Origin of the sequence: Marinobacter piscis, assembly GCF_007671655.1 — a bacterium.
GTDB lineage: Bacteria > Pseudomonadota > Gammaproteobacteria > Pseudomonadales > Oleiphilaceae > Marinobacter > Marinobacter piscensis.
Map to the genome: position 1 here is coordinate 866,544 of NZ_VCGX01000001.1, position 23,775 is coordinate 890,318.

22 protein-coding genes and 1 riboswitch are annotated in these 23,775 nt (G+C 55.2%); of the genes, 15 read left to right on the top strand and 7 right to left on the bottom strand.

Annotated features, from left to right (window positions below; genetic code table 11):
• Window positions 1-62: 62 nt before the first annotated feature.
• From FFI95_RS03975 to FFI95_RS03990, 4 genes are all read left to right on the top strand, one after another.
• Complete coding sequence (locus FFI95_RS03975) at window positions 63-677, top strand: hypothetical protein (RefSeq protein ID WP_144821084.1); 615 nt, start codon at window positions 63-65, stop codon at window positions 675-677.
• A gap of 111 nt (window positions 678-788) precedes the next feature.
• Window positions 789-1,796 (top strand): methionine ABC transporter ATP-binding protein, encoded by a 1,008-nt coding sequence (locus FFI95_RS03980; RefSeq protein ID WP_144821085.1) that lies wholly within the window; start codon window positions 789-791, stop codon window positions 1,794-1,796.
• Entirely contained in the window at window positions 1,796-2,461 is a 666-nt protein-coding gene (locus FFI95_RS03985; protein ID WP_144821086.1) for a methionine ABC transporter permease, read from the top strand. Before FFI95_RS03980 ends, FFI95_RS03985 begins: the two co-directional genes overlap by 1 nt.
• 24 nt (window positions 2,462-2,485) lie before the next feature.
• Window positions 2,486-3,268 carry a MetQ/NlpA family ABC transporter substrate-binding protein gene (locus FFI95_RS03990; protein ID WP_144821087.1) on the top strand — a complete coding sequence of 261 codons (783 nt, stop codon included), beginning with the start codon at window positions 2,486-2,488 and terminating at the stop codon, window positions 3,266-3,268.
• An 85-nt stretch (window positions 3,269-3,353) separates the two neighbouring features.
• Here the strand turns inward: FFI95_RS03990 and FFI95_RS03995 are convergent, their stop codons facing one another.
• Together FFI95_RS03995 and FFI95_RS04000 are read right to left on the bottom strand one after the other, a co-directional pair.
• Window positions 3,354-4,007, bottom strand: a complete 654-nt coding sequence (locus FFI95_RS03995; protein ID WP_144821088.1) for a peroxiredoxin — start codon at window positions 4,005-4,007, stop codon at window positions 3,354-3,356.
• Window positions 4,008-4,147: 140 nt separating this feature from the next.
• Complete coding sequence (locus FFI95_RS04000) at window positions 4,148-5,500, bottom strand: alanine/glycine:cation symporter family protein (protein ID WP_144821089.1); 1,353 nt, start codon at window positions 5,498-5,500, stop codon at window positions 4,148-4,150.
• Window positions 5,501-5,713: 213 nt separating this feature from the next.
• Between FFI95_RS04000 and FFI95_RS04005 the strand changes: the two genes are divergently transcribed.
• Window positions 5,714-6,145 carry a CBS domain-containing protein gene (locus tag FFI95_RS04005; RefSeq protein ID WP_144821090.1) on the top strand — a complete coding sequence of 144 codons (432 nt, stop codon included), beginning with the start codon at window positions 5,714-5,716 and terminating at the stop codon, window positions 6,143-6,145.
• A 29-nt stretch (window positions 6,146-6,174) separates the two neighbouring features.
• Window positions 6,175-7,020, top strand: coding sequence for an S-formylglutathione hydrolase (fghA, locus tag FFI95_RS04010; protein WP_144821091.1), 846 nt, complete (start codon window positions 6,175-6,177; stop codon window positions 7,018-7,020).
• A 34-nt stretch (window positions 7,021-7,054) separates the two neighbouring features.
• Here fghA and FFI95_RS04015 read toward each other — a convergent pair whose 3' ends face one another.
• Entirely contained in the window at window positions 7,055-8,446 is a 1,392-nt protein-coding gene (locus FFI95_RS04015) for an MATE family efflux transporter (RefSeq protein WP_144821092.1), read from the bottom strand.
• Window positions 8,447-8,588: 142 nt separating this feature from the next.
• Here FFI95_RS04015 and FFI95_RS04020 point away from each other — a divergent pair, with 142 nt between their 5' ends.
• From FFI95_RS04020 to msrB, 3 genes are all read left to right on the top strand, one after another.
• Entirely contained in the window at window positions 8,589-9,461 is an 873-nt protein-coding gene (locus FFI95_RS04020) for a carboxylate/amino acid/amine transporter (RefSeq protein WP_144821093.1), read from the top strand.
• 154 nt (window positions 9,462-9,615) lie between these two features.
• A complete protein-coding gene (locus FFI95_RS04025; protein WP_144821094.1) occupies window positions 9,616-11,013 on the top strand; it encodes a sodium-dependent transporter in 1,398 nt (465 codons plus the stop codon).
• Window positions 11,014-11,124: 111 nt separating this feature from the next.
• Window positions 11,125-12,288: a peptide-methionine (R)-S-oxide reductase MsrB gene (msrB, locus tag FFI95_RS04030; protein WP_144821095.1), complete on the top strand. Its 1,164-nt coding sequence runs from the start codon at window positions 11,125-11,127 to the stop codon at window positions 12,286-12,288.
• An 8-nt stretch (window positions 12,289-12,296) separates the two neighbouring features.
• On the opposite strand, the gene FFI95_RS04035 is transcribed toward msrB, so the two are convergent.
• Window positions 12,297-13,025 carry a 3'-5' exonuclease gene (locus tag FFI95_RS04035; RefSeq protein ID WP_144821096.1) on the bottom strand — a complete coding sequence of 243 codons (729 nt, stop codon included), beginning with the start codon at window positions 13,023-13,025 and terminating at the stop codon, window positions 12,297-12,299.
• Window positions 13,018-14,892: a putative nucleotidyltransferase substrate binding domain-containing protein gene (locus FFI95_RS04040; RefSeq protein ID WP_144821097.1), complete on the bottom strand. Its 1,875-nt coding sequence runs from the start codon at window positions 14,890-14,892 to the stop codon at window positions 13,018-13,020. Before FFI95_RS04040 ends, FFI95_RS04035 begins: the two co-directional genes overlap by 8 nt.
• A 203-nt stretch (window positions 14,893-15,095) precedes the next feature.
• Between FFI95_RS04040 and FFI95_RS04045 the strand changes: the two genes are divergently transcribed.
• Window positions 15,096-16,214, top strand: a complete 1,119-nt coding sequence (locus tag FFI95_RS04045) for a porin (protein ID WP_178975797.1) — start codon at window positions 15,096-15,098, stop codon at window positions 16,212-16,214.
• Between the two features lie 112 nt (window positions 16,215-16,326).
• Window positions 16,327-16,842, top strand: coding sequence for a bifunctional adenosylcobinamide kinase/adenosylcobinamide-phosphate guanylyltransferase (cobU, locus tag FFI95_RS04050; RefSeq protein WP_144821099.1), 516 nt, complete (start codon window positions 16,327-16,329; stop codon window positions 16,840-16,842).
• Here the strand turns inward: cobU and FFI95_RS04055 are convergent.
• A complete protein-coding gene (locus FFI95_RS04055; protein WP_144821100.1) occupies window positions 16,823-17,446 on the bottom strand; it encodes a histidine phosphatase family protein in 624 nt (207 codons plus the stop codon). The two genes, cobU and FFI95_RS04055, sit on opposite strands and share 20 nt — an antisense overlap.
• A complete protein-coding gene (gene cobT, locus FFI95_RS04060; RefSeq protein WP_144821101.1) occupies window positions 17,439-18,518 on the bottom strand; it encodes a nicotinate-nucleotide--dimethylbenzimidazole phosphoribosyltransferase in 1,080 nt (359 codons plus the stop codon). Before cobT ends, FFI95_RS04055 begins: the two co-directional genes overlap by 8 nt.
• Window positions 18,519-18,644: 126 nt before the next feature.
• Between cobT and cbiB the strand changes: the two genes are divergently transcribed.
• The 4 genes from cbiB to FFI95_RS04080 all read left to right on the top strand — a co-directional run bounded on the left by cbiB (window position 18,645) and on the right by FFI95_RS04080 (window position 23,751).
• A complete protein-coding gene (cbiB, locus tag FFI95_RS04065; RefSeq protein WP_144821457.1) occupies window positions 18,645-19,580 on the top strand; it encodes an adenosylcobinamide-phosphate synthase CbiB in 936 nt (311 codons plus the stop codon).
• Between the two features lie 2 nt (window positions 19,581-19,582).
• Window positions 19,583-20,605, top strand: coding sequence for a threonine-phosphate decarboxylase CobD (gene cobD / locus FFI95_RS04070; protein WP_246069372.1), 1,023 nt, complete (start codon window positions 19,583-19,585; stop codon window positions 20,603-20,605).
• A 29-nt stretch (window positions 20,606-20,634) separates the two neighbouring features.
• Window positions 20,635-20,842, top strand: a riboswitch (cobalamin riboswitch).
• A 162-nt stretch (window positions 20,843-21,004) separates the two neighbouring features.
• Window positions 21,005-22,825 (top strand): TonB-dependent receptor domain-containing protein, encoded by a 1,821-nt coding sequence (locus FFI95_RS04075; RefSeq protein WP_144821458.1) that lies wholly within the window; start codon window positions 21,005-21,007, stop codon window positions 22,823-22,825.
• Between the two features lie 65 nt (window positions 22,826-22,890).
• The gene (locus tag FFI95_RS04080) at window positions 22,891-23,751 is read left to right on the top strand and encodes a cobalamin-binding protein (protein ID WP_144821459.1); all 861 of its coding nucleotides are present in this window, start codon (window positions 22,891-22,893) and stop codon (window positions 23,749-23,751) included.
• The last annotated feature ends 24 nt before the right edge of the window (window positions 23,752-23,775 follow it).

Consider the following 23,775-nt stretch of genomic DNA (forward strand, 5'->3'; position numbering starts at 1 on the left):
ATGCTGTATATCAGGGGCATTTCCCTGATATACCCTGATGGCATCGAGGAGGCGAGCGTATTATGAACCAACCGATGGCAATCGATGAACTGGTATCCGTAGCACAGGCAGAAGCCATGGGAGAGCTTGACGCTCCGATGATGGCGATTGTTCTGGCCAGTGAACAAAGCTACGACTTGCCCATCAACTCACTTGAAACCGATGCCGACAAGGCGCGCTGGGGGCTGATCATACGCGCTGCCCGTGAGCATGTTGAAGCAGATGCGGTGGCGGTGCTCTACCCCGCCTGGACCACCATCCGGGAGAAAAAGGCCGACGCCGAAGAAGACGAACGCAGTATCGAGACCGTAGAAGACAGTACCGAGGAGGACACCACCCACCCTATAGACACACTGTTCGTGCAGCTGCATACCCGGGATCATGTGTATTGGCGCGGGTTTGAGCAGATCCGGGATCCGAAGCACCGGCGTATTGTCGGCTTTCGTCGTATCAAGGCGCTGTCTACGGACTACAAGCGCGATGAAGAACCGTCGATTGCATCCTGGCTAAGCACGTTGTTTGAGCCTTTGCCGGAGCATGGCGAGGAAACAGCGGTAGACATGGAGCTGGCTGATCTTCTTGAAGAGCCGGAGGTCAGTGCCGCGTTGTACCCACGGCAACTGCGGGCTCTGCACTGAGTTTGCCCGAGCGGTCATAACCCTGGGGTCTGAGGAAAACCCGGATTCGGGTTTGGCAGGCGAATAGTTTATAATCGCCTGCTTTATTCCTGCACCCACAAGGCGCTGACCGTGATTGTATTTAACCAGGTACAGAAGTCGTATCAGGTAGGCGGCCGGGCGATCCCCGCGCTGCTTCCGACAGATATGACCATTGAAACCGGCGAAGTGTTCGGTATTGTCGGGCACTCAGGGGCGGGAAAGTCCACCCTGGTGCGCCTGATCAACTTGCTGGAGCCCCCTACCGGCGGCGACATTCTGATTGATGATGAGAATATTACCGGCTACAGCGCCGCGGAACTTCGGGCCTTTCGCCGCAAAGTCGGAATGATCTTCCAGCACTTCAATCTGCTGTCTTCGAAAACCGTTGCTGACAACATTGCCTTCCCGATGAAACTGGCGGGCATTTACAGCAAAGCTGAGATCCGCGAGCGTGTGCAAGAGTTGCTTGCCCGTGTGAGCCTGACCGATCAGGCCGATAAGTACCCGTCCCAGCTTTCCGGTGGCCAGAAGCAGCGAGTTGGGATTGCGCGGGCATTGGCCTGCCGGCCCACAATCCTCTTGTGCGATGAAGCGACCAGCGCCCTGGATCCGCAAACCACACAGTCTGTCTTACGCCTGCTTGGCGACCTCAACAAAGAGCTTGGCCTTACCATTGTGCTGATCACCCATGAGATGGATGTCGTGCGCCGGGTGTGCGACCGGGTTGCGGTTATGGACGGGGGCCGGGTAGTGGAAATGGGCGCGGTCAGCGATGTGTTTCTGCATCCCCAGCACCCGACCACCCGGGATTTTGTGTTTGAGAGCGAGAGCGTCGACAGCCAGGAACGTCAGCAAGACCTGCAAAAAGCCAGCGGTCGTATCCTGCGACTGACATTCAGGGGCGAGTCCACCTACCAGCCGTTGCTGGGCAGTGTAGCTCGCGCTTCGGGTGTTGATTTCAGCATTCTTTCCGGCCGTATTGATCACATCAAGGACACGCCCTATGGTCAGCTGACCCTGTCGCTGGTTGGTGGTGACCTTGAGGTTGCCATGGAGGCTCTGGAAGCAGCCGATGTTCACGTAGAGGTGGTGCGCTGATGGATATTTTACTGAGTAACGTGGACTGGCCGGAAATCGGCGTTGCAAGCTGGGACACCCTTGTGATGGTCGGCATGTCGCTGCTGTTCAGTGTTCTGGCAGGCTTGCCTGTCGGTGTGTTGCTGTTTCTGACCGGCAAGCGTCAGCTGCTGGAGCAGCCGGTTGCCTATGCAGTACTGTCGTTTGTGGTCAACGTACTGCGCTCCATACCTTTTATTATTTTGCTGATCGTGATGATACCGTTTACCGTGATGCTGATTGGCACGTCTCTGGGCGTTGCGGGTGCCATTCCTCCCCTGGTTGCCGGCGGGGCGCCCTTTTTTGCCCGCTTGGTGGAAACCTCTCTGCGGGAAGTCGACCGGGGTATCATTGAAGCGACTCAGGCCATGGGCGCCAATGTGCGGCAGATTGTCTTCGGTGCCTTGCTGCCCGAGGCGCTTCCGGGCATTATCGCCGGTATAACGGTTACGGCGATCACGCTGGTGTCTTATGCAGCCATGTCGGGTGTTATCGGCGGCGGTGGTCTGGGTGATCTGGCGATCCGGTTTGGTTACCAGCGCTTTCAGACCGATGTCATGGTCATCACGGTCGCGCTGCTGGTGATTTTCGTGCAGGTACTGCAGATGATTGGTGACCGTCTTGTGCTGTATTTCAGCCGCAAATAACAGAAATTAACAGGAGAGAATTGAATGAACCTCAAGAAAGCCCTGGTAGCACTCGCTGCCGCCTCCGTTTTCTCTGCCGCAGTGTCCGCAGAGAACCTATCGGTCGCCGCAACACCTGTACCCCATGCGGAACTGCTGGAATTTGTGAAGCCAAAGCTGGCAGAGCAGGGCGTGGAGCTGGATGTGAAAGTCTTCACCGACTATATTCAGCCAAACGTTCAGGTAGACCAGAAGCGTATGGATGCCAACTTCTTCCAGCACCAGCCGTACCTGGACGAGTTCAATGAAGGCCGGGGCACAAACCTGGTGACCGTTGCCGGTATTCATATTGAACCGTTTGGTGCCTACTCCAACAAGGTAGATTCTCTGGATGAGCTTCAGGAAGGCGCGGTTATCGCTATTCCCAATGATCCCACCAACGGTGGCCGGGCGCTGTTGCTGCTACAAAAAGCAGGGCTGATTACCCTGAAAGAAGACAGCAAGATTACGGCAACTCCCCGTGACATTGCCGAGAACCCCAAAAACCTCGACTTTAAAGAGCTGGAAGCGGCAACACTGCCCCGGATTCTCGGTCAGGTAGATGTGGCCCTTATCAACACCAACTATGCCCTGGAAGCCGGATTGAATCCGTCTGAAGACGCTCTGATCATTGAAGGCTCCGAGTCACCGTATGTGAACATTCTGGTCGCGCGGCCTGACAACAAGGACAGCGAGGCTATGCAGAAACTGGCCCAGACGCTGAAGTCTGATGCTGTGCGGGACTTTATCAAAGAGAAGTATGAAGGTGCGGTTGTCCCGGCCTTCTGATCACAGTCAGGCAGACATATAAAACGAAAAAAGCCGGACAGTTGCTCGCAACTGTCCGGCTTTTGCATTCAGTGCCTGTGGTTTATCAGTCACCGCCCCAGTTGGTACTCGGGTCTGGTGTCATCCGCAGGTAAGACTTCACCTCTTTGTAGCCTTTCGGGAAGCGCTGCTTGATTTCATCTTCGTCCTGCAGCGACGGCACAATTACCACATCCCCGCCGCGTTCCCAGTTGCCCGGGGTGGCGACTTTGTGGTCATCGGTCAGCTGCAGAGAATCAATCACCCGCAGAATTTCATTGAAATTACGGCCGGTGCTGGCCGGATAGGTGATGATCAGGCGAACTTTTTTGTTCGGATCAATCACGAACAGCGAGCGTACCGTAAGTGTGCTGTCGGCATTGGGGTGGATCATGTCGTACAGTTCGGCAACTTTTCCGTCGTGGTCTGCAATAATCGGAAAGTTCACCGTGCAACCCTGGGTTTCGTTGATGTCCTTGATCCACTCATGGTGGGAGTCAACCGGGTCGACGCTTAATGCCAGTGCTTTAACGTTGCGCTGGGCAAATTCGTCTTTGAGCTTTGCTGTCAGCCCCAGTTCGGTTGTGCACACAGGCGTAAAGTCTGCCGGGTGGGAAAACAACACTCCCCAGCCATCACCCAGCCAGTCGTGGAAGGAAATCCTGCCTGCACTGGAATCCTGTTCGAAGTCCGGTGCGGTATCGCCTAGTCGTAAAGTCATATTTACTCTCCTTTGATGCTGCTTTTTACGATCTTATTTGATTATCCGGCAGTCATGCTACCGGGCCAGTTTAATGAGTATATACAAGAATCATTGGTGCCAAACCACAGTATTACAAGGGGGGTGTTGACCCAGCTCATTTAACCCGCCGCTTTACTCTGTTCAAAATGGATTTTGGTCAGTCTGAACACAACCGGACTGAGGAGCATAAGAGCGATCAGGTTAGGCAGAGCCATCATGGCGTTCAGGGTGTCAGCCACAAGCCAGATCAGCCCGAGGTTTACCGTAGCACCCAGCGGAATGGCGAGGATCCACGCAACCCGGTAAGGCACAATGGCCTTGCCTCCGAACAGAAACTCAACACTACGTTCGCCATAAAAAGACCAGCCGAGCAGGGTTGTAAATGCGAACACGGCCAGAGCGATAGTAACCACGTAGCCTCCAACACCTGGCAGGGTCTCTGAGAAGGCCATGGAGGTGAGTGCCGCGCCGGACTCACCGGAGGTCCAGACCCCCGATGTTATAATGACTAGTCCGGTGATGGTGCAAATGATAATGGTGTCAATAAACGTACCCAGCATGGCAACCATACCCTGATGGATCGGGTTTTGGGTCTGGGCAGCGGCATGGGCGATTGGCGCAGAGCCCAGACCTGCTTCGTTGGAGAAGATCCCCCGGGCTACACCAAACCGGATAGCGGCCCAGACGGCCGCGCCGGCAAACCCGCCTTCGGCGGCGGCAGAGCTGAAGGCATGTCTGAAGATCAGGGTAAAGGCTTCAGGGATGCTGGTGAGGTTCACCGCCAGAACCGCGAGCCCGGCAATCAGATAGGAGATGGCCATCAGCGGTACAAGGGCACTGGCCACCTGTCCGATGCGTCGAATGCCGCCGATCAGAACCAGCGCGACCAGCACCATCAGAATAATACCGGTAATCCAGTGTGGCAGGCCAAACGTGGCTTCCATAACGTCGGCAACCGAGTTGGCCTGAACGGTATTGCCGATACCGAAGCCGGCAATGGCGGCGAAGGTCGCAAACAATATGCCCAGCCACGCCCATTTTTTACCAAGGCCGTTACGGATGTAATACATGGGGCCGCCCACGTAGGAGCCGCCCTCGCCAATTTCCCGGAAGCGCACCGCAAGCACAGCTTCTGAGTATTTTGTGGCCATACCCACCAGTGCCGTGAGCCACATCCAGAACAAGGCGCCGGGGCCGCCTAAGAAAACCGCCGTTGCCACGCCGGCAATGTTGCCGGTTCCGACTGTGGCGGACAGGGCGGTCATCAGTGCCTGGAAGGGCGGAATCTCGCCCTCTGAGCCGGCGCCGCTGCGGCCTTTCCACATCTGCCGGAAACCGGACCCGATGTTCAGCATCGGCATCAGTTTCAGACCCAGGCTCAGAAACAGTCCTACGCCAAGAATAAGGACCAGCATGGGAGGGCCCCAGACCAGTTCGTTGACTGTACCTATGATGTTTTCAATGGCTTCCATGGGCTTCCTTTCTTTGTGTGTGCCTGGCCCTGATGCGGTGTTGATTCAGGTAAGGGGTTCAGCGGAACGAGTTTAGTCAGATCTGAGCATGTGTAAACTGTCTGATAAAGGAAATTGAGGAAACGGGGCCGATTGCCTATTGTTTTAGAGTACAGTAAGGCTTTCTGGCCCGGCTATGGTTGCCGGGTTGATCAACCAGTCGAGGAGTCAGCGATGAGTGCGCTCAGAGTGTCCGATATAATGTCCAATCATATTGCGCCACTGAGGTGTGGAACACCACTTACGGAAGTGGTCCGGACATTACTGGAAAACCATATCACCGGGCTGCCGGTGGTTGATGACAAACGACATGTGGTGGGGTTTGTGTCTGAGCAGGACTGCATCCACGCACTTCTGGTCAGTAACTATCACTGCGAAGGTGACCCGGTGGTAGACGATGTTATGTTCCACGAACCCTTACCGGTTGATCCCGACATGGCGATCGTGGACCTGGCCCAGAAGCTCGGCTCTGGTAAGCCAAAAGTGTATCCTGTGGTTGAAAACGAAAAACTCATTGGCATTGTCACGCGCACCGCCGTGCTGGCTGAGCTTGCCCGGATTGGTTGCGGGCTGGAGCTTTCAAAGCGCAGCGGTGCCAATAACTGATCAAGCCGTTACTTTCTTGAGAGGGCGCTATGGAACTGTTATCCACTAACGTCAGTTTTGACGGAGAGCATCGTCGCTACCGCCACACATCTGCGACGCTTGAGTGCACAATGGAGTTTGCTGTGTACCTGCCGCCGGTTGCAGTGGGAGCAAACCCCCAACGCGTGCCGGCTCTGTGGTGGCTGTCAGGGCTTACCTGCACCGATAAAAACTTTATGGAAAAAGCGGGCGCCCATAAAAAGGCAGCGGAACTGGGCATCGCGATTATATGTCCGGACACCAGCCCCCGCGGCGTTAACCTGCCCGGAGAGGACGACAGCTACGACTTCGGCAGTGGCGCCGGTTTTTATGTCAATGCCACCGAGCAACCCTGGGCGCCTCATTATCGCATGTACGATTATGTGGTTAAGGAGTTGCCCCAGTTGCTTGAGAATGAGTTGCCGCTAACCGACAAACGCAGCATCAGCGGCCACTCCATGGGCGGTCATGGAGCACTGATCTGTGCGCTTCACAATCCGGGACGCTATGCGTCTGTATCTGCGTTTGCGCCCGTTGCACATCCGACTGAATGCCCCTGGGGCCAGAAGGCATTCAAGGGCTACCTGGGTGATGATACGGCAAAGTGGGAAGAATGGGATGCAACCCTGCTGATCCCGAAAGCTACAGAGCGTCTGCCTCTGCTGATTGATCAGGGTACGGAGGATCAGTTTCTGGAAACCCAGCTGAATCCGGATGCGTTGGTGGAGGCCTGTAAGCAGCATGACCATCCGATAAATCTGCGAATGCAAAAGGGCTACGATCATAGCTATTTCTTTATCGCTTCGTTTATCGATGATCATCTGAACCACCACTCCCGGGCTTTGGGCCAGAGCTGAGTGCTTTACCGCCTGACACCGGCCGGCGATTGCGCTAAAGGCCTGTCTCCGGGCGGTAATGAAACAGTCTCCACCCCAGCAACACGCTGGCACAGACCAGCCCTCCGGTCAGTCCTACCCAGAACCCTGCGGCCCCCATGGCAGGGGCAAGCAGGTCAGTGAACGTGAGCGTATAGCCCAGCGGTAACCCCACGCCCCAGAATGAGAACAGCATGATCACCATAGGGATGCCTGTATCTTTATAGCCTCTCAGTGCGCTGATGCAGGTAACCTGGATCACATCGGCAACCTGAAAGAGAGCCGCAAACATCAACAGGCTTACGGTCACTGCCTGTACCTCTGTGTCGCTGGTGTATAAGGCGGAGATACTGTGCGAAAAGGTGAACAGGAAGGTGGCAAACACCAGCGCTGTCGCCGCAGAAAGAATCAGAGAGCTGCGGGCAATCAGGCGAGCCGTGTCAGGAGCACCCGCCCCCATAAGAAAACTGACTCTTAATGTCAGCGCCATTCCGATACTCAGGGGCAGCATGAACAGCAGGGAGACCACGTTCAGCGCAATCTGGTGGCCCGCCACCACAACAGGGCCAAGCGGCGCAAGAAATAATGCAATTACGGAAAAAACGCTGACTTCCACAAAAATGGTGGACCCGATGGGCAGACCAACGCTCAGGATATAGCGAATCAGGGCTGTGTCCGGCCTGGCACGGGCTGCAATCAGATTAAACTGTTTGTACAGTTTGCTGCGGCTCAGATAGATGAGCATTGCGATGGCCGCAACCCCGTTGGAAAGAGACGTTGCCCAGCCACAGCCAACACCGCCCATGGCCGGGAGCCCGAGTTTTCCGTAAATAAAAATATAATTCAGCGGCAGGTTTAACAAGGTGCTCAGTACGGCAAACACCATAATCACCCGTGTATGCCCCAGGCCGTCGGTCAGGCCCCGGAGCGCAGCCATTAAAAGCAGAGCCGGAATCCCCCAGACAAACGCATTCAGGTAACCCTGGGTGATGCGTGCCGTATCGGCTTCGAGGTTCAGCCCTTTCAGAATCGGGTGCACATTGGTGAGTAGCAGAATCATAATAATGGAGCCAGTACCGGCAATGTACAGGCCCTGCCAGGTAGCAGGCATTACTTTTTCTGTTCTGCGGGCGCCATTGTAACCAGAAATAATGGGCTGCAACGCCCCCAGTGTGCCCATAAAAAACAGGAACAGGGGCGTCCAGAGACTGCTGCCTATGCCTACGCCGGCCAGGTCTTCTGCGCTGGCATGGCCAGACATCACCGTATCGATCACGCCATTGGCTATCTGGGCGATCTGGGCAATCAGGATTGGTCCGCCAAGAATAGCCAGGGTTTTCCACTCGGTCAGAGTTCGTGAAACCAGAGATTTACGAACTTCGGGCAAAGGCTGGTGAACTTCATCCATAAAATACTGATCCGGGTTGCAGGGCGCAGAACAGCTTACCTGAGTGTGATGGAGTACGTCATAGGGAATTGCGCGCAAAGATACTGAAAACAGCACTGAAAACCGCTACAGTATTCGTCCAATTTTCCGGGTGGCAGTGCATATGGGACTACTGGTTTTTGTAACCGTACTCTGGGCTTTTTCTTTCAGTCTGATTGGCGAGTTTCTCGCCGGACAGGTAGACAGTGACTTCGCCGTTTTGAGCCGGGTCCTGCTGGCAACGCTCATTTTCCTGCCGTTTACACGCTGGCGGGGTGTGCCCGGAGGCCTCCGGCTGGGGATTTTAGTGGCAGGCATGCTGCAGTTCGGGGTGACCTATCTGTGCCTTTACCGTTCTTTCAGTTATCTGACCGTGCCGGAAGTGTTGTTATTCACTATATTTACGCCACTTTATGTCACTCTGATTGACGATGCCCTGTCCCGGCGGTTTTCTCCCATTGCGCTTGTGGCTGCCGCCATCGCCACCTTTGGTGCGGGCATTATTCGTTATGATGGCCTGAGCGAAGATTTTATTACCGGCTTCCTGTTACTGCAGGTGGCCAACCTTGCGTTTGCTGGCGGCCAGGTGGGTTATAAGCACGTTATGGGTCGTTACCCGGTGGATATACCTGCGCACCGCACCTTCGGGTATTTCTTTATGGGGGGACTGTTGATTGCCCTGCCTTCCTTCATGATTTTTGGCAGCGCAGAGCGCCTGCCAACAACCGCTTTGCAATGGGGCATACTGACGTGGCTGGGCGTAGCCGCCTCCGGGCTTGGTTTGTTTTTGTGGAACCGGGGAGGTTGTAAAGTCGATGCCGGCACACTGGCCATTATGAATAATGTCCTGGTCCCGGCGGGGTTGTTAGTGAATCTTCTGATCTGGAATCAGGATGCAGACCTGCAGCGACTGGCTACAGGTGGTGCGGTTATCGCCTTTTCACTCTGGATCAATGCCCGCCTTCACCCCCGGGCCCGGCTGGCGGGAGCAGCCTGACCCACAGGTGCGCTCCGGTCGGATGGTACAGGAGACTGCCCTTACGGCTGGCATCCCGGCGCCAGTACTGGCAGAATCCTCACCCAGTTGCCCGGAAAATGTCTGTGGCATCCTCAACTTGTGATTCCTCAGCCAAAAGCACAGGAACAATAAAATGACTCAGTATAACCCTGCCCCGGACCAAGACCCTGGGAGAGCGCGAGGCCTCTGGTCTTCCCGTTTTGCGTTTATTCTAGCGGCCACAGGTTCAGCTGTCGGCCTCGGCAACATCTGGAAATTCCCTTATGTAACCGGTGAAAACGGGGGCGGAGCCTTCGTTCTGGTGTATCTCCTGTGTATCGCTATTATTGGCGTGCCGATCATGATGGCGGAAATATTCATCGGCCGCAGTGGCCGGCATAACCCCATCGGCAGTATGAAGCTGGTAGCTGAGCGCAACCTCAGGTCGCCAGCGTGGCGGATTTCCGCTGTGATCGGTATGCTCGCTGCCTTTGCAATTTTGTCCTTTTACTCCGTTATCGGCGGCTGGGCGGCATCCTATGTAAGCCATGCCGCCATGGGAGACTTTACCGGCGGTACAGCCGAGTCTGTCGGCAACCTGTTCAGTGGCCTGCTGGCAAGCCCTATGCAGCTGCTGGCCTGGCACACATTGTTTATGGCCCTGGTGGTACTGGTGGTATCCCGAGGTCTCAAACATGGCCTGGAGCGGGCTGTGACCATTCTTATGCCGGCACTGTTTGTGCTGTTGTTAATCACCGTGGGTTACGCTACCACCACCGGCCATTTTGGTGAGGCGGTGAGCTTCCTGTTTACCCCCGATTTCAGCGCGCTGACAATTAATGGTGTCCTGGTTGCGCTCGGCCACGCGTTTTTCACGCTGAGCCTGGGTATGGCTATTATGATGGCGTACGGCTCGTATCTGGGGCGTGATATTGCCGTCGGGCGCACGGCTGTCAGCATTGGCCTGATGGATACCGTTGTTGCCCTGCTTGCCGGTCTCGCCATTTTTCCGGTGGTATTTGCCAACGGGCTCGAGGCCGGAGCCGGACCAGGGTTGATTTTCCAGACTTTGCCACTGGCCTTCGGCAATATGCCCATGGGCAGCCTGTTTGGCACTCTGTTCTTCATACTTCTTGTGTTTGCGGCCTGGACATCCGGTATTTCATTGCTGGAGCCGGTTGTAGAGTGGGTAGAGGAAAACACAAGTATGGGCCGTTCCGGCAGCGCTCTTTCGGTTGGCTTTTTGTGCTGGCTGCTGGGTATTACCACAATACTATCGCTGAACGTCTGGTCCGACGTTACTCCGCTGGCTATGTTTGAGCGCTTTGAAGGGCAAACAATCTTCGATCTTCTGGACTTCTTTACCGCCAACATCATGCTGCCGCTGTCTGGCCTGTTAACGGCAATTTTTGTCGGCTGGTTTGTTGCTAAAGAGTCCCTGAAGGATGATCTGAAGCTGAGCAGTGGCGCCTTCAGCCTGTGGCTGAACATGCTGCGCTTTATCACTCCGGTCGCGGTTGTTATTGTCTTTCTGTACAACCTGCTTGTATAAATCACGGCTAAACAAAAAAGCCCGGAGTGCACCACTGCACTCCGGGCTTTTTTTATGGAACCGGAAAACAGATAAGCTGTCAAAACAGCCTGACCTTCCGGGAGAGAGAGGATGAGTCGAAAAATATCAGCGATGGTTACCACTGTGCTTTTTGCAGTGCTCAGTACTTTCTATAGTGTTAGTGCCATGGCAGGTACAGACAGCGCAAGTGAGTACGCGCCTTCTGACCCAGGCCTGGAGGTTGCGACCGTTGCTGGCGGCTGTTTCTGGTGTGTGGAAGCCGGGTTTGAAAAAATCCCCGGAGTGGTGGAGGCTGTTTCCGGCTACGCCGGGGGCGATGAGCCGGACCCCACCTACGATCAGGTGTCGGCTGGTAAAACCGGCCATACCGAGGCCGTACAGGTTTACTATGATCCGGAAAGGATCACCTATGAAGGTTTGCTACAGGGGCTGTGGCGAATGATGGACCCAACCGACGCAGACGGCCAGTTTGTGGATCGGGGCAAGCAGTATCGTCCTGCCATTTTTTATCACAACGCCGCACAAAAACGGCTGGCGCAAACCGCCAAAAAGCAGCTGCAGGCGTCGGGTATCTACAGCAAACCGGTGGTGATTGAAATTGTGCCGCTGGATACTTTTTATGCGGCCGAAAAATACCATCAGGATTATTACAGGAAAAACCCGCTGCGCTACAAGTTCTATACCTTCAACTCTGGCCGTTACCAGTTTATCGAAGAGGTTTACGGCGACGACTACGAGCTGGATTTCAGCCAGTTCAAACCACCGGTGGATGATCAGGCCAGCGCCAGCAAAGGCTTTGATCCGGACGCCTTCACCAAACCGGATCCGGCCACGCTTAAAAAACGCCTGAGCAGCATTCAGTATGAGGTTACGCAGAAAGACGACACCGAGCGTGCCTTCAGCAATGCGTATTGGGACAACACCCGTCCTGGCATCTATGTGGACATTGTGTCGGGCGAGCCCCTGTTTTCGTCCCGCGACCAGTACAAGTCGGGGACCGGGTGGCCGAGTTTTACCCGCCCGCTGAGCTCCGATATGGTTGTTGAAAAAGAAGACAAGGGCTTCTTTGTGACCCGTACCGAGATTCGCAGTCGCTTTGCCGATTCTCACTTAGGGCATGTCTTTAATGATGGTCCGGACCCCACTGGGCAGCGTTACTGCATGAACTCTGCCGCGCTCAGGTTTATTCCACTGGAAGAAATGGCGGCGGCAGGTTACGGCGACTGGGTTTCAGAGGTAAAGGCGTCTCAGTGACGCCACACTCAAAGCCATAAGTCCCCGATCGGCGTGTCCGGGCTGAAGTGATGGTGTATCTGGGCTTGCAGTAGCTCGGCAGTGGCAATGGAATCAATCAGCGCGTTATGGGATGCATAGTGAGGCAGGCCATAGCGCCTTCTGCTGTCCGGCAAACGAATGGAAACCGGCCTTTTACCCATCAGGCGCTGCAGGAACGACGGTTTCCGGTCAGGGTGCAGGTGCGCTTCAATGGCCATGGTGTCGATTACGGGAAAGCGAATGCCCTCATCAAGCCTGGCCTTGAGTGCCGTATTCAGGAACGGGCGCTCGATATACCGGAAATGCACCACAGGAATACGGCCGTTCAGGCTGGCAAACACGTCTTCGAGTATGTCGGACAAATCCGGAGCTTCATGGATATCCGCATGGGTGATGCCGTGGAAGGTAACTGACTCCTGATGCAATGGTAATCTCGGACGGACAACCCAGTGTTTTGCCTGACCGAGCTGAATGCCATCCAGAGTAAAAGGAACCAGCCCGATACTCACGATTGAGTGCGCGTCGACATCCAGACCGGTTGTTTCAAAGTCCAGTGCCACCAAAGGCACTCTGGAAATCGGGGTTTCCGCAGGCACGCAGCCGGCCTGGTAAAAGGCAGCCAGAACGGGGGCTTTGGCGGTGTCGGCCAGAGCCTGATATTGCTCGGGCCAGGGCAGTTGTTTTATGGCGTCGGTAACGGGAGAGGTTTCAGACATACCGCGCAGCCTGGTTATAGTAGCGGAAGCGCAAAAACTTCTGGGCGTTGCTGACTACCTGAAAAGCATCTTTAAGGTGGCTGCGCTCAAACGGTGACAGATCCTGTGGGCGCACGTTGTTATCAGGCTCTTGCCCGGCCTGGAGCGACAGAGCCTGGTGGCGGATACGAACGATTGAGATAAACTCAAGCGCATCCCGCAGGTTGTCCAGATCGTCTTCGACGATGAGACTGGTCTTGGCAATGCTCTTCAGGCGCTCAAAGGAGTTTTGCGCCCGTGAGCCCGAAGCCAGTGCATGGACCCGGATGAGATCGGACAAGGGCGCGGTGCCCCGGCGTTTCAGGTTAAATGTTTTTTTATGCTTACCGTCTTCCTCAAGGACAAAGGTTCGGAAAAAACCAAGAGGCGGTGTGCGGTTGAGCGCATTACGCGCCATCAGCGTCAGGAAGTGTTGGCTGTGGCTGGCTTTTTCCGCCACCAGTGTCTTGAGCTCCTCCGCAAAATCAGTACGACCGTAGATACCATCAAGATCAAAGAAAATACTGCTGTTCAGCAGAGCTTCGGCCTTGGGGTTCTCAATCCAGTCGGTAAAGTAGTCCCGCCATACTCTCAGGGGCTGTCGCCATTTCGGGTTGGTGGCCATGATGTCACCGGTGCAGTACGTATAGCCACACTCGGCAAGCCCGTCGGACACGAATTTGGCCAGTGCCAGAAAGTATTCATCGTGCTCTTCGGGTACGAAGCTGTCGTCCAGGATCATAGCATTGTCCTGGTCGGTTACTACGAGCTGCTCGTCACGGGCCATGGAACCCAGTGCCATAAAGCAGTAAGGCACGGGCGGCGGACCCAGTTTCTCCTCTCCCAGCTCCAGTAAGCGATGGGTGAAACTGCGGCCAATGCCGGCCATAGCACTGCCGATCATGTGTGAGTTGGCGTCTTCATTAACCATGCGCACAAAGCTGTCGCGCACGTCGTAACTGATTTTCTTCAGACCATGTACATGCTGTTGGTGATAAATGTTACTCACCAGGTACAGGCTGCTCTGGCTTTCGTATTTAACAATGTCAGAAAGCGCAACCACACCCCGCACTTCATGACCGTCCATAACCGGAAGATGGTGAACATTGTTGTGCAGCATTGAGAGCATGGCTTCAAAAATATAACTGCTGGCACGAATAGTGGTCAGGTCTTCCGTCATGATTTCCCGGACAGGGGTCTCGGAAGGCAGTGCGTCAATAACTGCCCGTGTGCGCAAGTCACGGTCGGTGATAATGCCTTTAAGACGCGCATTGTCGCCTTCACCTTCCATCAGCAATAAAGCCGATACGCCGTTGTCAGTCATAATACGCGCCGCTTCCTGCAGCCTTACAGTTGTGGGGGCTGACACGGTTTTGCGGGAAATCAGCCGGGTCACGCGGGACGTCATTAGTGCGTTGGATTTTTCCCGGCGGGAGAGTGCCGAGCGTAAACGACTGCGGTCTTCTATCTCTACAAAATCAGCAAAGTTTTCATCCTGCTCAAACAGATAATGAAATGTTTCGGCTGGCACACGGTAAAGCAGACTGTCCTCCAGGGCCTTCGCGGGGAAACGCACCGGGCGCTGCATCAGAAGGCCAAACTGGCCAAATATTTCACCTTCACCCACCCGGTTGTAGAGTTCGCCGGAGCGCCGGTAAATCTCGGCCGCGCCACTGCGAATGTAGTACATCTCAGTGCTGGGCTGTCCGATTTCCAGCACCTGGGTTCCGGCCCGGACGTAGACAATCTCTATGCTGGCGGTGAGCTGATTAACCAGCTCCTCCGGCATGTCCTTGAACGGCGGATGCTGGACCAGATGGTTACGGATATCGATCAGTTCAGCCTGCATGCTGTCTCCCGAATGGAATAAATAATACCTTCGCAAAACTATAGCAGAAACCCGGGGTTGCGCGGGCATTCCCGGTTCAAATGCCATTAAGCCATCACAACTTGATAAGGATCAAACCTCAATCAGCGGATCCCGATAAAGTTAGTTTAGTACTTATTCAGAATGAACCTACTTTCGGTCATCGCTATGCAGGAGCATCCTTTATGACGCAAAAACACAAACTCTATCTCGCTATTGCGTTGGTCAGTGGCAGCCTGGCCGCCGCGCCCGTGCAGGCCAAAACGGTTGAAGTGCCGGATCTGGATATTAATACCTACGGCTGGGTAAACATGGCGGCCATGTATGGCGATACAGGTAATGGCTCTGAAACCTACATTGTGGACAACAAATACGCCTCCAGCCGTCTTGGCGCAAAGATCAGTAAAGAGGTGGAAGATCTGGGGGTGCGGATCGGTACCCATGTTGAGTTTGAGTATCAGCACAACCCCTCAAACGTTGTAACTCCTGATAATCGTTCCGAAGACGGCGAGCTGGAAGAGCGCCATATCAACCTGTTTGTTGCCGGTGATTTTGGCCAGGTTTCGATCGGGCAGGGTTCCGGCGCTGCGGATGGCTATACGGAAATTGATATTTCTGGCACCAAGGTAGCGGCGTTCTCCAACCTGGGGCTGATGGGCGGCGCGCTGCCGTTTGTGGCGAAAGATGGCTCAGGTAACGATGTGAAGCTGATTCAGGCCCTGCATAATCAGGACTTTGAACAGAGGTACGACCGGGTGCGCTATGACAGCCCCAGCTTCGGTCCGATGACATTCTCAGTGAGTCAGGGATACAAAGACAAAGCCAGTGGTAACGGCAGTGATGACGTCAGTGAGTTGGCCGCAAAAGTAAGCCTGCCGCTGGCTGGTAAACTGGTTGCCGGCGTTGGATACTCGCGCAAGGATGTGGGCGGTGTTGCGGACAAGGTTGAAGTGTTTGGTGGTTCTGCATCCTGGCTGCACACCAGCGGCTTTAACCTGACTGGTGTGTATTCCAATCAGGATAGCAGTGGCAGGACTGCATCGGATTTTTTCATGGTGAAAACCGGCTATAAAACCGGCAAGCATTCTGTTGCCATTCACCATGCCATGGGTGAAGACCGCACTGAATACACTCCGGCAGCAATAACCGACAGTGAGGTTAAGGCCTACGGTATCAGCTACGTATACGCACCGGCCAAATGGCTGGACATGTACGCGTCGTTCAACAATTATCAGTTGAGCGCAAAAGAGCGCAACTACGATAACGTAGACATTGCCATGACCGGTGCACGCGTCAAGTTCTGATCTGTACTTCGGAAGTCACTCTCTCCGACTTTGCCCCGTTCGCGGGGCTTTTTTGCTTTTCAGTCGGGCCGCCAGTTAGCATGCAGTCCTTGAGTCCCGGAGACAAAACGACATGCATACTTTGGTTCTTGGTGGTATCCGCTCCGGTAAAACTGCGCTGGCAGAGAGCCTGGCTTCAGATACGAGCAGCCCCGTAGTGTATCTGGCTACCGCCACAGCCGGGGACGATGAGATGCGGGCACGTATTCAGCGTCACCAGCAACAGCGCCCGTCTGGCTGGGGGCTTGCGGAAGAGCCTCTGGCTCTGGCTCAGGTGCTTGCCCGCCAGGCAAAGGTCGAGCATCCGCCCTGCATTCTGATTGACTGCATGAGCCTGTGGCTGAGCAATCTGTTGCACGCAGGGGATGAGGTCTTTAACCGCGAGCGGGAAGCGTTTTTGGTTCAGATAAGCCATTATCCCGGCGAACTGGTGATCGTCAGTAATGAAGTCGGCTTGGGCACCATTGGAATGGACCCGCTCACCCGTCGCTTTGCGGATGAGCTGGGCTGGCTGAATCAGGCTCTGGCAGCTGTGAGTGACAAGGTGGTGATGAGTGTTGCTGGCTTGCCTATGACGTTAAAGCCCTGAGTGTTCCGTGTGCGGCAAGGCTCTGAAAGCGCCCGTGTTCTGAGGTGTTGACCTGTATTCTGCTGCGGCATGCGTAAGGTGTCATGAGCCCTGCAAACGCGTGTTCCAGCGGGATGTTCATGACATCCGCCACGATCATCCTGATAACCCCGCCATGGCACACAATGAGTACATTCTGGCCCGCAAGCTCATGTTGCCAGTGATGCCAGCTCTCAACCACACGATTGTTGAAATCCCGGGTTGCTTCGCCGCCGGGTGGAGTGTTGGCTGCCGGGTTTGCCCAGAACTGGCTGAGCCGTTCGCCATCGCTGGCCATTACGTCTTCAGCGGTGCGTCCTTCCCATTTTCCAAAATTGATTTCCCGTAAACGTTCGTCCTTATGCAGGGGGACTCCGTAGCGATCTGCCAGCTCCCGGGCAAAATGGACGCAGCGCAGCATGGGAGAGGTGACGATGGCATCCCAGTGATCCGTTTCGGCGACAGCATCACGCATTTGCTGCCAGCCAGCAGCACTCAGAGGGTCGTCTTTGCTGCCCCGGTACATAGGACCGCCTTCGGGCTCGCCATGGCGGATAAGGTCGAACACCGTTGTTTGATCACTCATCCCGATGCTCCTCACGGGTGCTGACACCAGCGTCTTCAAAGCTGGCCATGCCGTTGTGCAGTTCACAAGCCATTTTAAGCAAGGGAACCGCAGCAGCGGCACCACTGCCTTCACCGAGATGCATGCCCAGATCCAGCAGCGGCTCGGCGTTAAGCGCCGCCAGAATGGCCTGGTGACCGGGCTCGGCGGAGCGGTGCGCAAACAGCAGCCAGGGCCGGATGTCCGGCTGGTGAGTGACGGCAATCAAGGCGGCTACAGATACGATATAACCATCAATCAGCACTGGAATGGAGCGTGCCGCACAGCCGGCAATGGCCCCGGCCAGAGCCGCAATTTCAAAGCCGCCAAAGGCTTTGAGAACGGCCAGCGCATCCTCGCCGTCGTCATCGTTATCGTGGCGTTGCACAGCGCTGATAATCACCTCTGCCTTGTGGCGTACGCCCGCCATACTCAGGCCTGTGCCGGGGCCAGCCAGTTTCAACGGGTTTTTGCCCATCAGGGAACAGGCAATGGCCGTTGCTGAGGTGGTGTTGCCTATGCCCATTTCACCGCCAATGAATAACTGACAGCCAGAATCCGCCGCCCGCTGCGCAGCGGCATCCCCATGTGCAAGTGCTGTACTCACCTGCTCTGTGGTCATAGCATCTTCTTCCGCAAAATTACGGGTGCAGGGCGCGATGCGAGCATCGATAACACCGGGCAAATCCGGTGCAATGTCGGCAACTGTGCCCAGGTTAACAACTTCCAGCGCTGCCCCCATGGATTTTGCCAGCACACTGATCGCCGCACCGCCGTTGGCAAAGTTGGCTATCATCTGGGCGGTGACCGACTGGGGGTAGGCAGAGATGCCTTCTTCACAAATACCATGATCGCCCACAAACACACTGATATGAATGCGTTTGAGTGTTGGTTTATCGGTGCCTTGCAGCCCGGCAAGCTGAATCGCCACATTTTCCAGCCGACCCAGAGACCCAGCGGGTTTTGTCAGCACACTCTGCCGTCGCGCAGCCTGCCCAAAAAAACGGGCATCGGGTTGCCGGGGTGGGGTGATCCAACTACTGGGAAACGACATGTTACCTACCTTAATACATCAAAAGACTGTAATGCAGCGTGGAGCAGGATCATACTCCGACTGGAGGGAATCAGGTAGGCTTGACGGCTTCACTTTCTGACTGACCTGGAATCGCGTGTGTCTTTAATAACTCTCTGGATGGCCTGTGTACTGGCTCTTGTGCTTGATTATGTGCTGGGCGAGCCAGGCCGTCTGCATCCGGTTGTCGGGTTTGGTCAGTTAGCCACGGCTGTGGAAAAGAGGTTCAACACCGCGCCAGACAAGGCCTGGAAAAGCTTGTTCACAGGCTGGTTTTCCGTACTCCTGCTCATGGCGCCTGTGCTGGGCGTTGCACTATGGGTTTCTGCCACCCTCAATGGCGTATTGAGGGTGGCTGCAGAGGCAATAACACTCTGGCTGGCCATCTCGCTTCGAGGCCTGACAGAACACGGCAGAGCTGTGGCCGAACCATTACGTAAAGGCGATCTTGAAGTCGCTCAGGAGCAGGTTAGCCGTATTGTCAGTCGAGAGGCCAGTGCACTGGATGAGCAAGGCGTGGCCGCTGCGGCCACTGAATCTATGCTAGAGAATGGCGCAGATGCAGTGTTTGCCAGCCTGTTCTGGTTTCTGGTGGCCGGCATTCCGGGGGTGGTGCTGCATCGAATGATAAACACGCTGGATGCCATGTGGGGCTACCGCAACCCGCGGTTCCTGTATTTTGGCCGGGCCGCCGCGCGACTGGACGACCTGATGGGATGGGTGCCTGCCCGACTGACAGCGCTCACCTACATGTTGCTGGGCGACCGCAAACTGGCCTGGCGGTGCTGGCGAAACCAGGCGCCACAATGGGACAGCCCGAACGCAGGGCCGGTTATGGCAGCGGGAGCAGGAGCGTTGGGTGTGCGCATTGGTGGGCCCTCGCCTTATCCTTCCGGGTTGAAGCATCGCCCGGTTCTGGGAGGCTTTCAGGCAGCCGGTTCGGCCAGTGTGGAGGCGGCGATCAGGCTGGTATGGCGGGGAGTTTGGCTGTGGCTTGGCGTTGTCCTGATGGGAGCAGTGCTTTTATCTTTGGTGGTGAATTAATTGTGACGTTAGAGCATGGCGGGCGCTTGAACAAAGCGGCAGAACACTGGGGTATTCCCCGTTCGGAATGGCTGGATTTGTCTACCGGCATAAACCCGATCGGCTGGCCGGTGCCGGAAATACCGACGGAAGTCTGGCAACGGTTGCCTGAAGCTGATGACGGGCTGGAAACAATTATCCGTCAGTGGGCCGGGGCGCCACCATTAGCGGCGTGTATACCCGTGCCGGGCAGTCAGGCGGCCATTATGGCGCTGCCGCGATTACGCAAACCCTGCCGTGTTGGTATACCTGTGCCTGGTTATCGTGAGCATGGGCACAGCTGGCGTGAAGCGGGCCATACGGTTGCTCCTGTTGGGCCGGAGCAAACCGGTGGTGGGGCGTCTGGCTACGATGATCGTTGGCTGGATCAGCTGGATGTGCTGGTCTGGATCAATCCCAACAACCCCACGGGAGAGATAATCCCACCTTCTACTCTGCTGCGTTGGCATCAGCGGCTGCAAAAACGTGGTGGCTGGTTGATTGTTGATGAGGCCTTTATGGATGCCACACCGGCATTCAGTCTGTGCACCCATACCGGGCGCCCGGGACTGGTCGTTCTTCGCTCCCTGGGAAAGTTTTTTGGTCTGGCGGGTGTGCGAGCGGGAGCAGTGCTTTCAGATCGGGTTGTTGCAGAGTCATTAAAGGCAGTGCTTGGCCCCTGGCCGCTAAGTGGGCCGGCTCGTTATGTGATGGCTCAGGCGTTAAAAGATACAGCGTGGCAGCAGCAAACCCGCATACGCCTTTCAGACAGTGTGACCAGGCTACATGAACTGTTGCACTCAGCAGGGTTAACACTTGTGGGTGGCAGCGCACTTTTCCAGACCGTTCGCCTTGATAATCCATCGTCATTACAGGGCCAGCTGGCTGTCCGGGCGGTCCTGGTCAGAGCCTTTGAGCAACCGGGAATGCTGCGCTTTGGTCTGGCGAAAGATGAGGACGGTTGGCGCAGGTTGGCGGCTGCATTAGCGGAAAGGACTTGTGATTAGTCATTGACCGGACATTAACCCGTTGTTAGCCTTGCTCCGCGTTTGCAGGTGTTGTTGTCGCGTCATCATCAACGTTACAACAGTGAAACGGGAAGCCGGTTAAAGTCCGGCACTGCCCCCGCAACGGTAAGTGAGTGATTGGCGAAGAAAGATGCCACTGTGCATAAGCATGGGAAGGTTTACGCCGATCAGTATACGCTCATGAGTCCGGAGACCGGCCTGTAAACACACCGAACGCTGCGGAGGGCAGTTGCGGTGGGTAAAGAGCCGGCCTGCCTTACGGAATTTTCCCACCATTTTAAAATACCCCGGTTTGGTATCGCGCCAAAACCTGCCTCCCTCTGCAGTACCTGAAAACTTTCCGTGCGGGTGCGCATGGAGTGTATGTGAGTGCGTTTAATGAAAGTTTCCCGGTCAGTTACCCGAGCTCTGGTTGTTCCTTTTGCCCTCAGCCCCCTCTCTATTGCTTTTGCACAAGATGCAGAAACCTCGCAGCTAGACCCTATTGTTGTCACTGCCACACTTGGCCCGAAAACTGTGGGTGAGAGTCTGGCGTCCGTTACGGTTATTGAAGAGGAAGATATTCGCTCAAAGGCCCCAGCTGAGTTTTCTGAGCTTTTGCGTGGTCAGCCAGGTATTAACGTCACAGGCAACGGCTCTTTTGGGAAAACTACGAGTGTGTATACCCGTGGTGTCAAAAATGCGGGAACCGTTTTTCTGGTCGACGGTATAAAGCTGCATTCGGCAACCGGCGGTGGCGCTTCCTGGCAGTACTTTCCGACTGAGCTCATCGAGCGTGTTGAAATTGTGCGCGGCCCCCGCAGCTCGCTTTATGGCGCCGATGCCATGGGCGGTGTGGTGCAGGCGTTTACGCTGGATCCGAAATACGGAAACCGCGGCTGGGTCGAGGCGGGAGCCGGTAGTTTTGATACCCAGAAGGCCAGCGCGGGTGCTTCCGGCTCGGTTGGCAACACACGTTTCAGCCTGAGCGGTCTGCACAAAGACACCGATGGCACCGCGATTGTCGAGAATGGTGACGACAAGGGCTTCCGCAATACTGCCGGACTCGGGCGGATTGTGCATGATCTGGACAATGGTGGTGAAGCCAGTGTTGTGCTGATGCAGTCGGAGGGAAATACCGAATACGAGGGCGGCAATATTGATTACATGCTTCGTACTGTGGGGCTTGGGCTGGTGACGCCAGTCAATGATAACTGGCAAACGGGTATTCAGTTTTCGGAATCAAGGGATGAGTCGGATACATTCGCCGACACTGGTGACTCCACTTACAATACGCGGCTGCGCCAGGCCCGGTGGGAAAACACTTTCTCTTACAGCGTTCATGAAATGGTTGTTGGCGCTGAACTACAGCAAGATGAGGTCAGCAGTACCCAGGATTACAGTGAAAACAGTCGTACCAATACCGCCGTTTTCAGTCAGTTGCGTCTGAATTTTGGCCCAACGGATGTGCAGCTGAGTCTCCGCAGTGATGACAACGAAGCCTATGGCAACAAAGAAACAGGTGGTGTGGCATTGGGTTACAGTTTTGACCGTTCACACCGTATCCGTGCCAGCTACGGTACCGCTTTCCGGGCGCCGACGTTTAATGATCTTTATTGGCCGTTATCATTCAACTATCAGGGCAACCCGGACCTGGACGCTGAGGAATCCAAAAGCTACGAACTGGGTGCCAGCGGGAACTACGAAAGATGGTTCTGGGATCTGGCACTGTACCAGATGGAGATTGATAACCTGATCAGTTCCGGAAGTGTCGGCGGTGTTGATATGCCCGTTAACGTAGATGAAGCGCGAATCCGTGGAGCGGAGTTTGCCGGTGGTTATGAACATAACGGTTGGCGGACGGGCATTACGTTAACGTACATGGATCCGGAAGATCGTGACACAAAGAATCAATTGGCACGCCGACCCCGGCAGACGGCCAGCTTTGATCTGGACAAAACGATCAGTAATTTTGTGTTCGGCGGTTCGGTAATCGCGGAAGGCCATCGTTATGACAAGGCTGACGAAGTCGATCGTCTGGCTGGATTCGGAACACTGGATCTTCGCGCCGGCTGGCACTTTGCGCCAAACTGGAGCAGCCGTCTGACGCTGGCTAATGTGACCGACAAGAAATATTCGACCGCGAAATATTTCGATGGCCGAAATTATATTGCTGCCGGCCGGACTGCCATGCTGACGGTTCGTTATGATATTCAATAACTTGAAGAAACAGGAGGGCTAGCGTGGTTTCATGCCGGCTGTCTTTAGGTTTTGCGCTGTGGGCGATGTTGGCACTGCTTGCGGTCTCCCCTTTGTCAGCCGGCGAGGCGCAACGCTGTGTTACCGACGGTACCGGTGACGAACTGTGCCTGCATGCTCCGGCCAAGCGTATAGCCACTCTTTCGCCCGGTGCAACCGAGCTTATGTTTGCCGCTGGCGCCGGCGATAAAGTAGTCGCTGTGGTTAATCACAGCGACTACCCGCCAGAAGCATTGGAATTGCCACTAGTGGGTAATCACACACGCATTGATCTTGAGGCATTGCTGGCTTTAAAGCCGGACTTGGTGATCACCTGGGTGACGGGCAATCCACCTGCGCAGATAGAAATGTTGCAGGAGCTTGGGTTGCCTACGTTTGCCATTGAGCCCCGAACGTTTGAAGGGGTTTCACGCACCATTGAACTGTTATCCAGGCTGGCAGGAACCGAAAACCAAGGTTACGCAGAAGCGGAGCGCTTCCGAAAAGGTATGGCGAAGGTTTCGAAGCAGTATCAACATGCTGAACCCATACCGGTTTTTTATCAGGTGTGGGAAACACCTTTAATGACAATTAATAACGAACACCTGATTGGCAAGGTTTTGCAGCTGTGTGGCGGGGTGAACGTGTTTGGTGACATGCCACGACTGGTCCCGCGAATCAGCGCTGAGGTTGTTCTGGAGGCTGACCCTCATGCCATCCTGACCGGCAGTGTTGAGGGTACAGCAGATGATGAGCTGGATCATTGGAAAAAGTATCCGGAACTCAGTGCTGTCGCCCGTAATAATTTATTTTTTATTCCAGCCTCCCCCATTTCCAGACCCACTCCCAGGCTTCTTGAAGCCAGCAAATCAATCTGTCAAAAGCTGGATACTGCCCGTGCCCGCTAATAATAAAAGCTTATATTTGTGGAT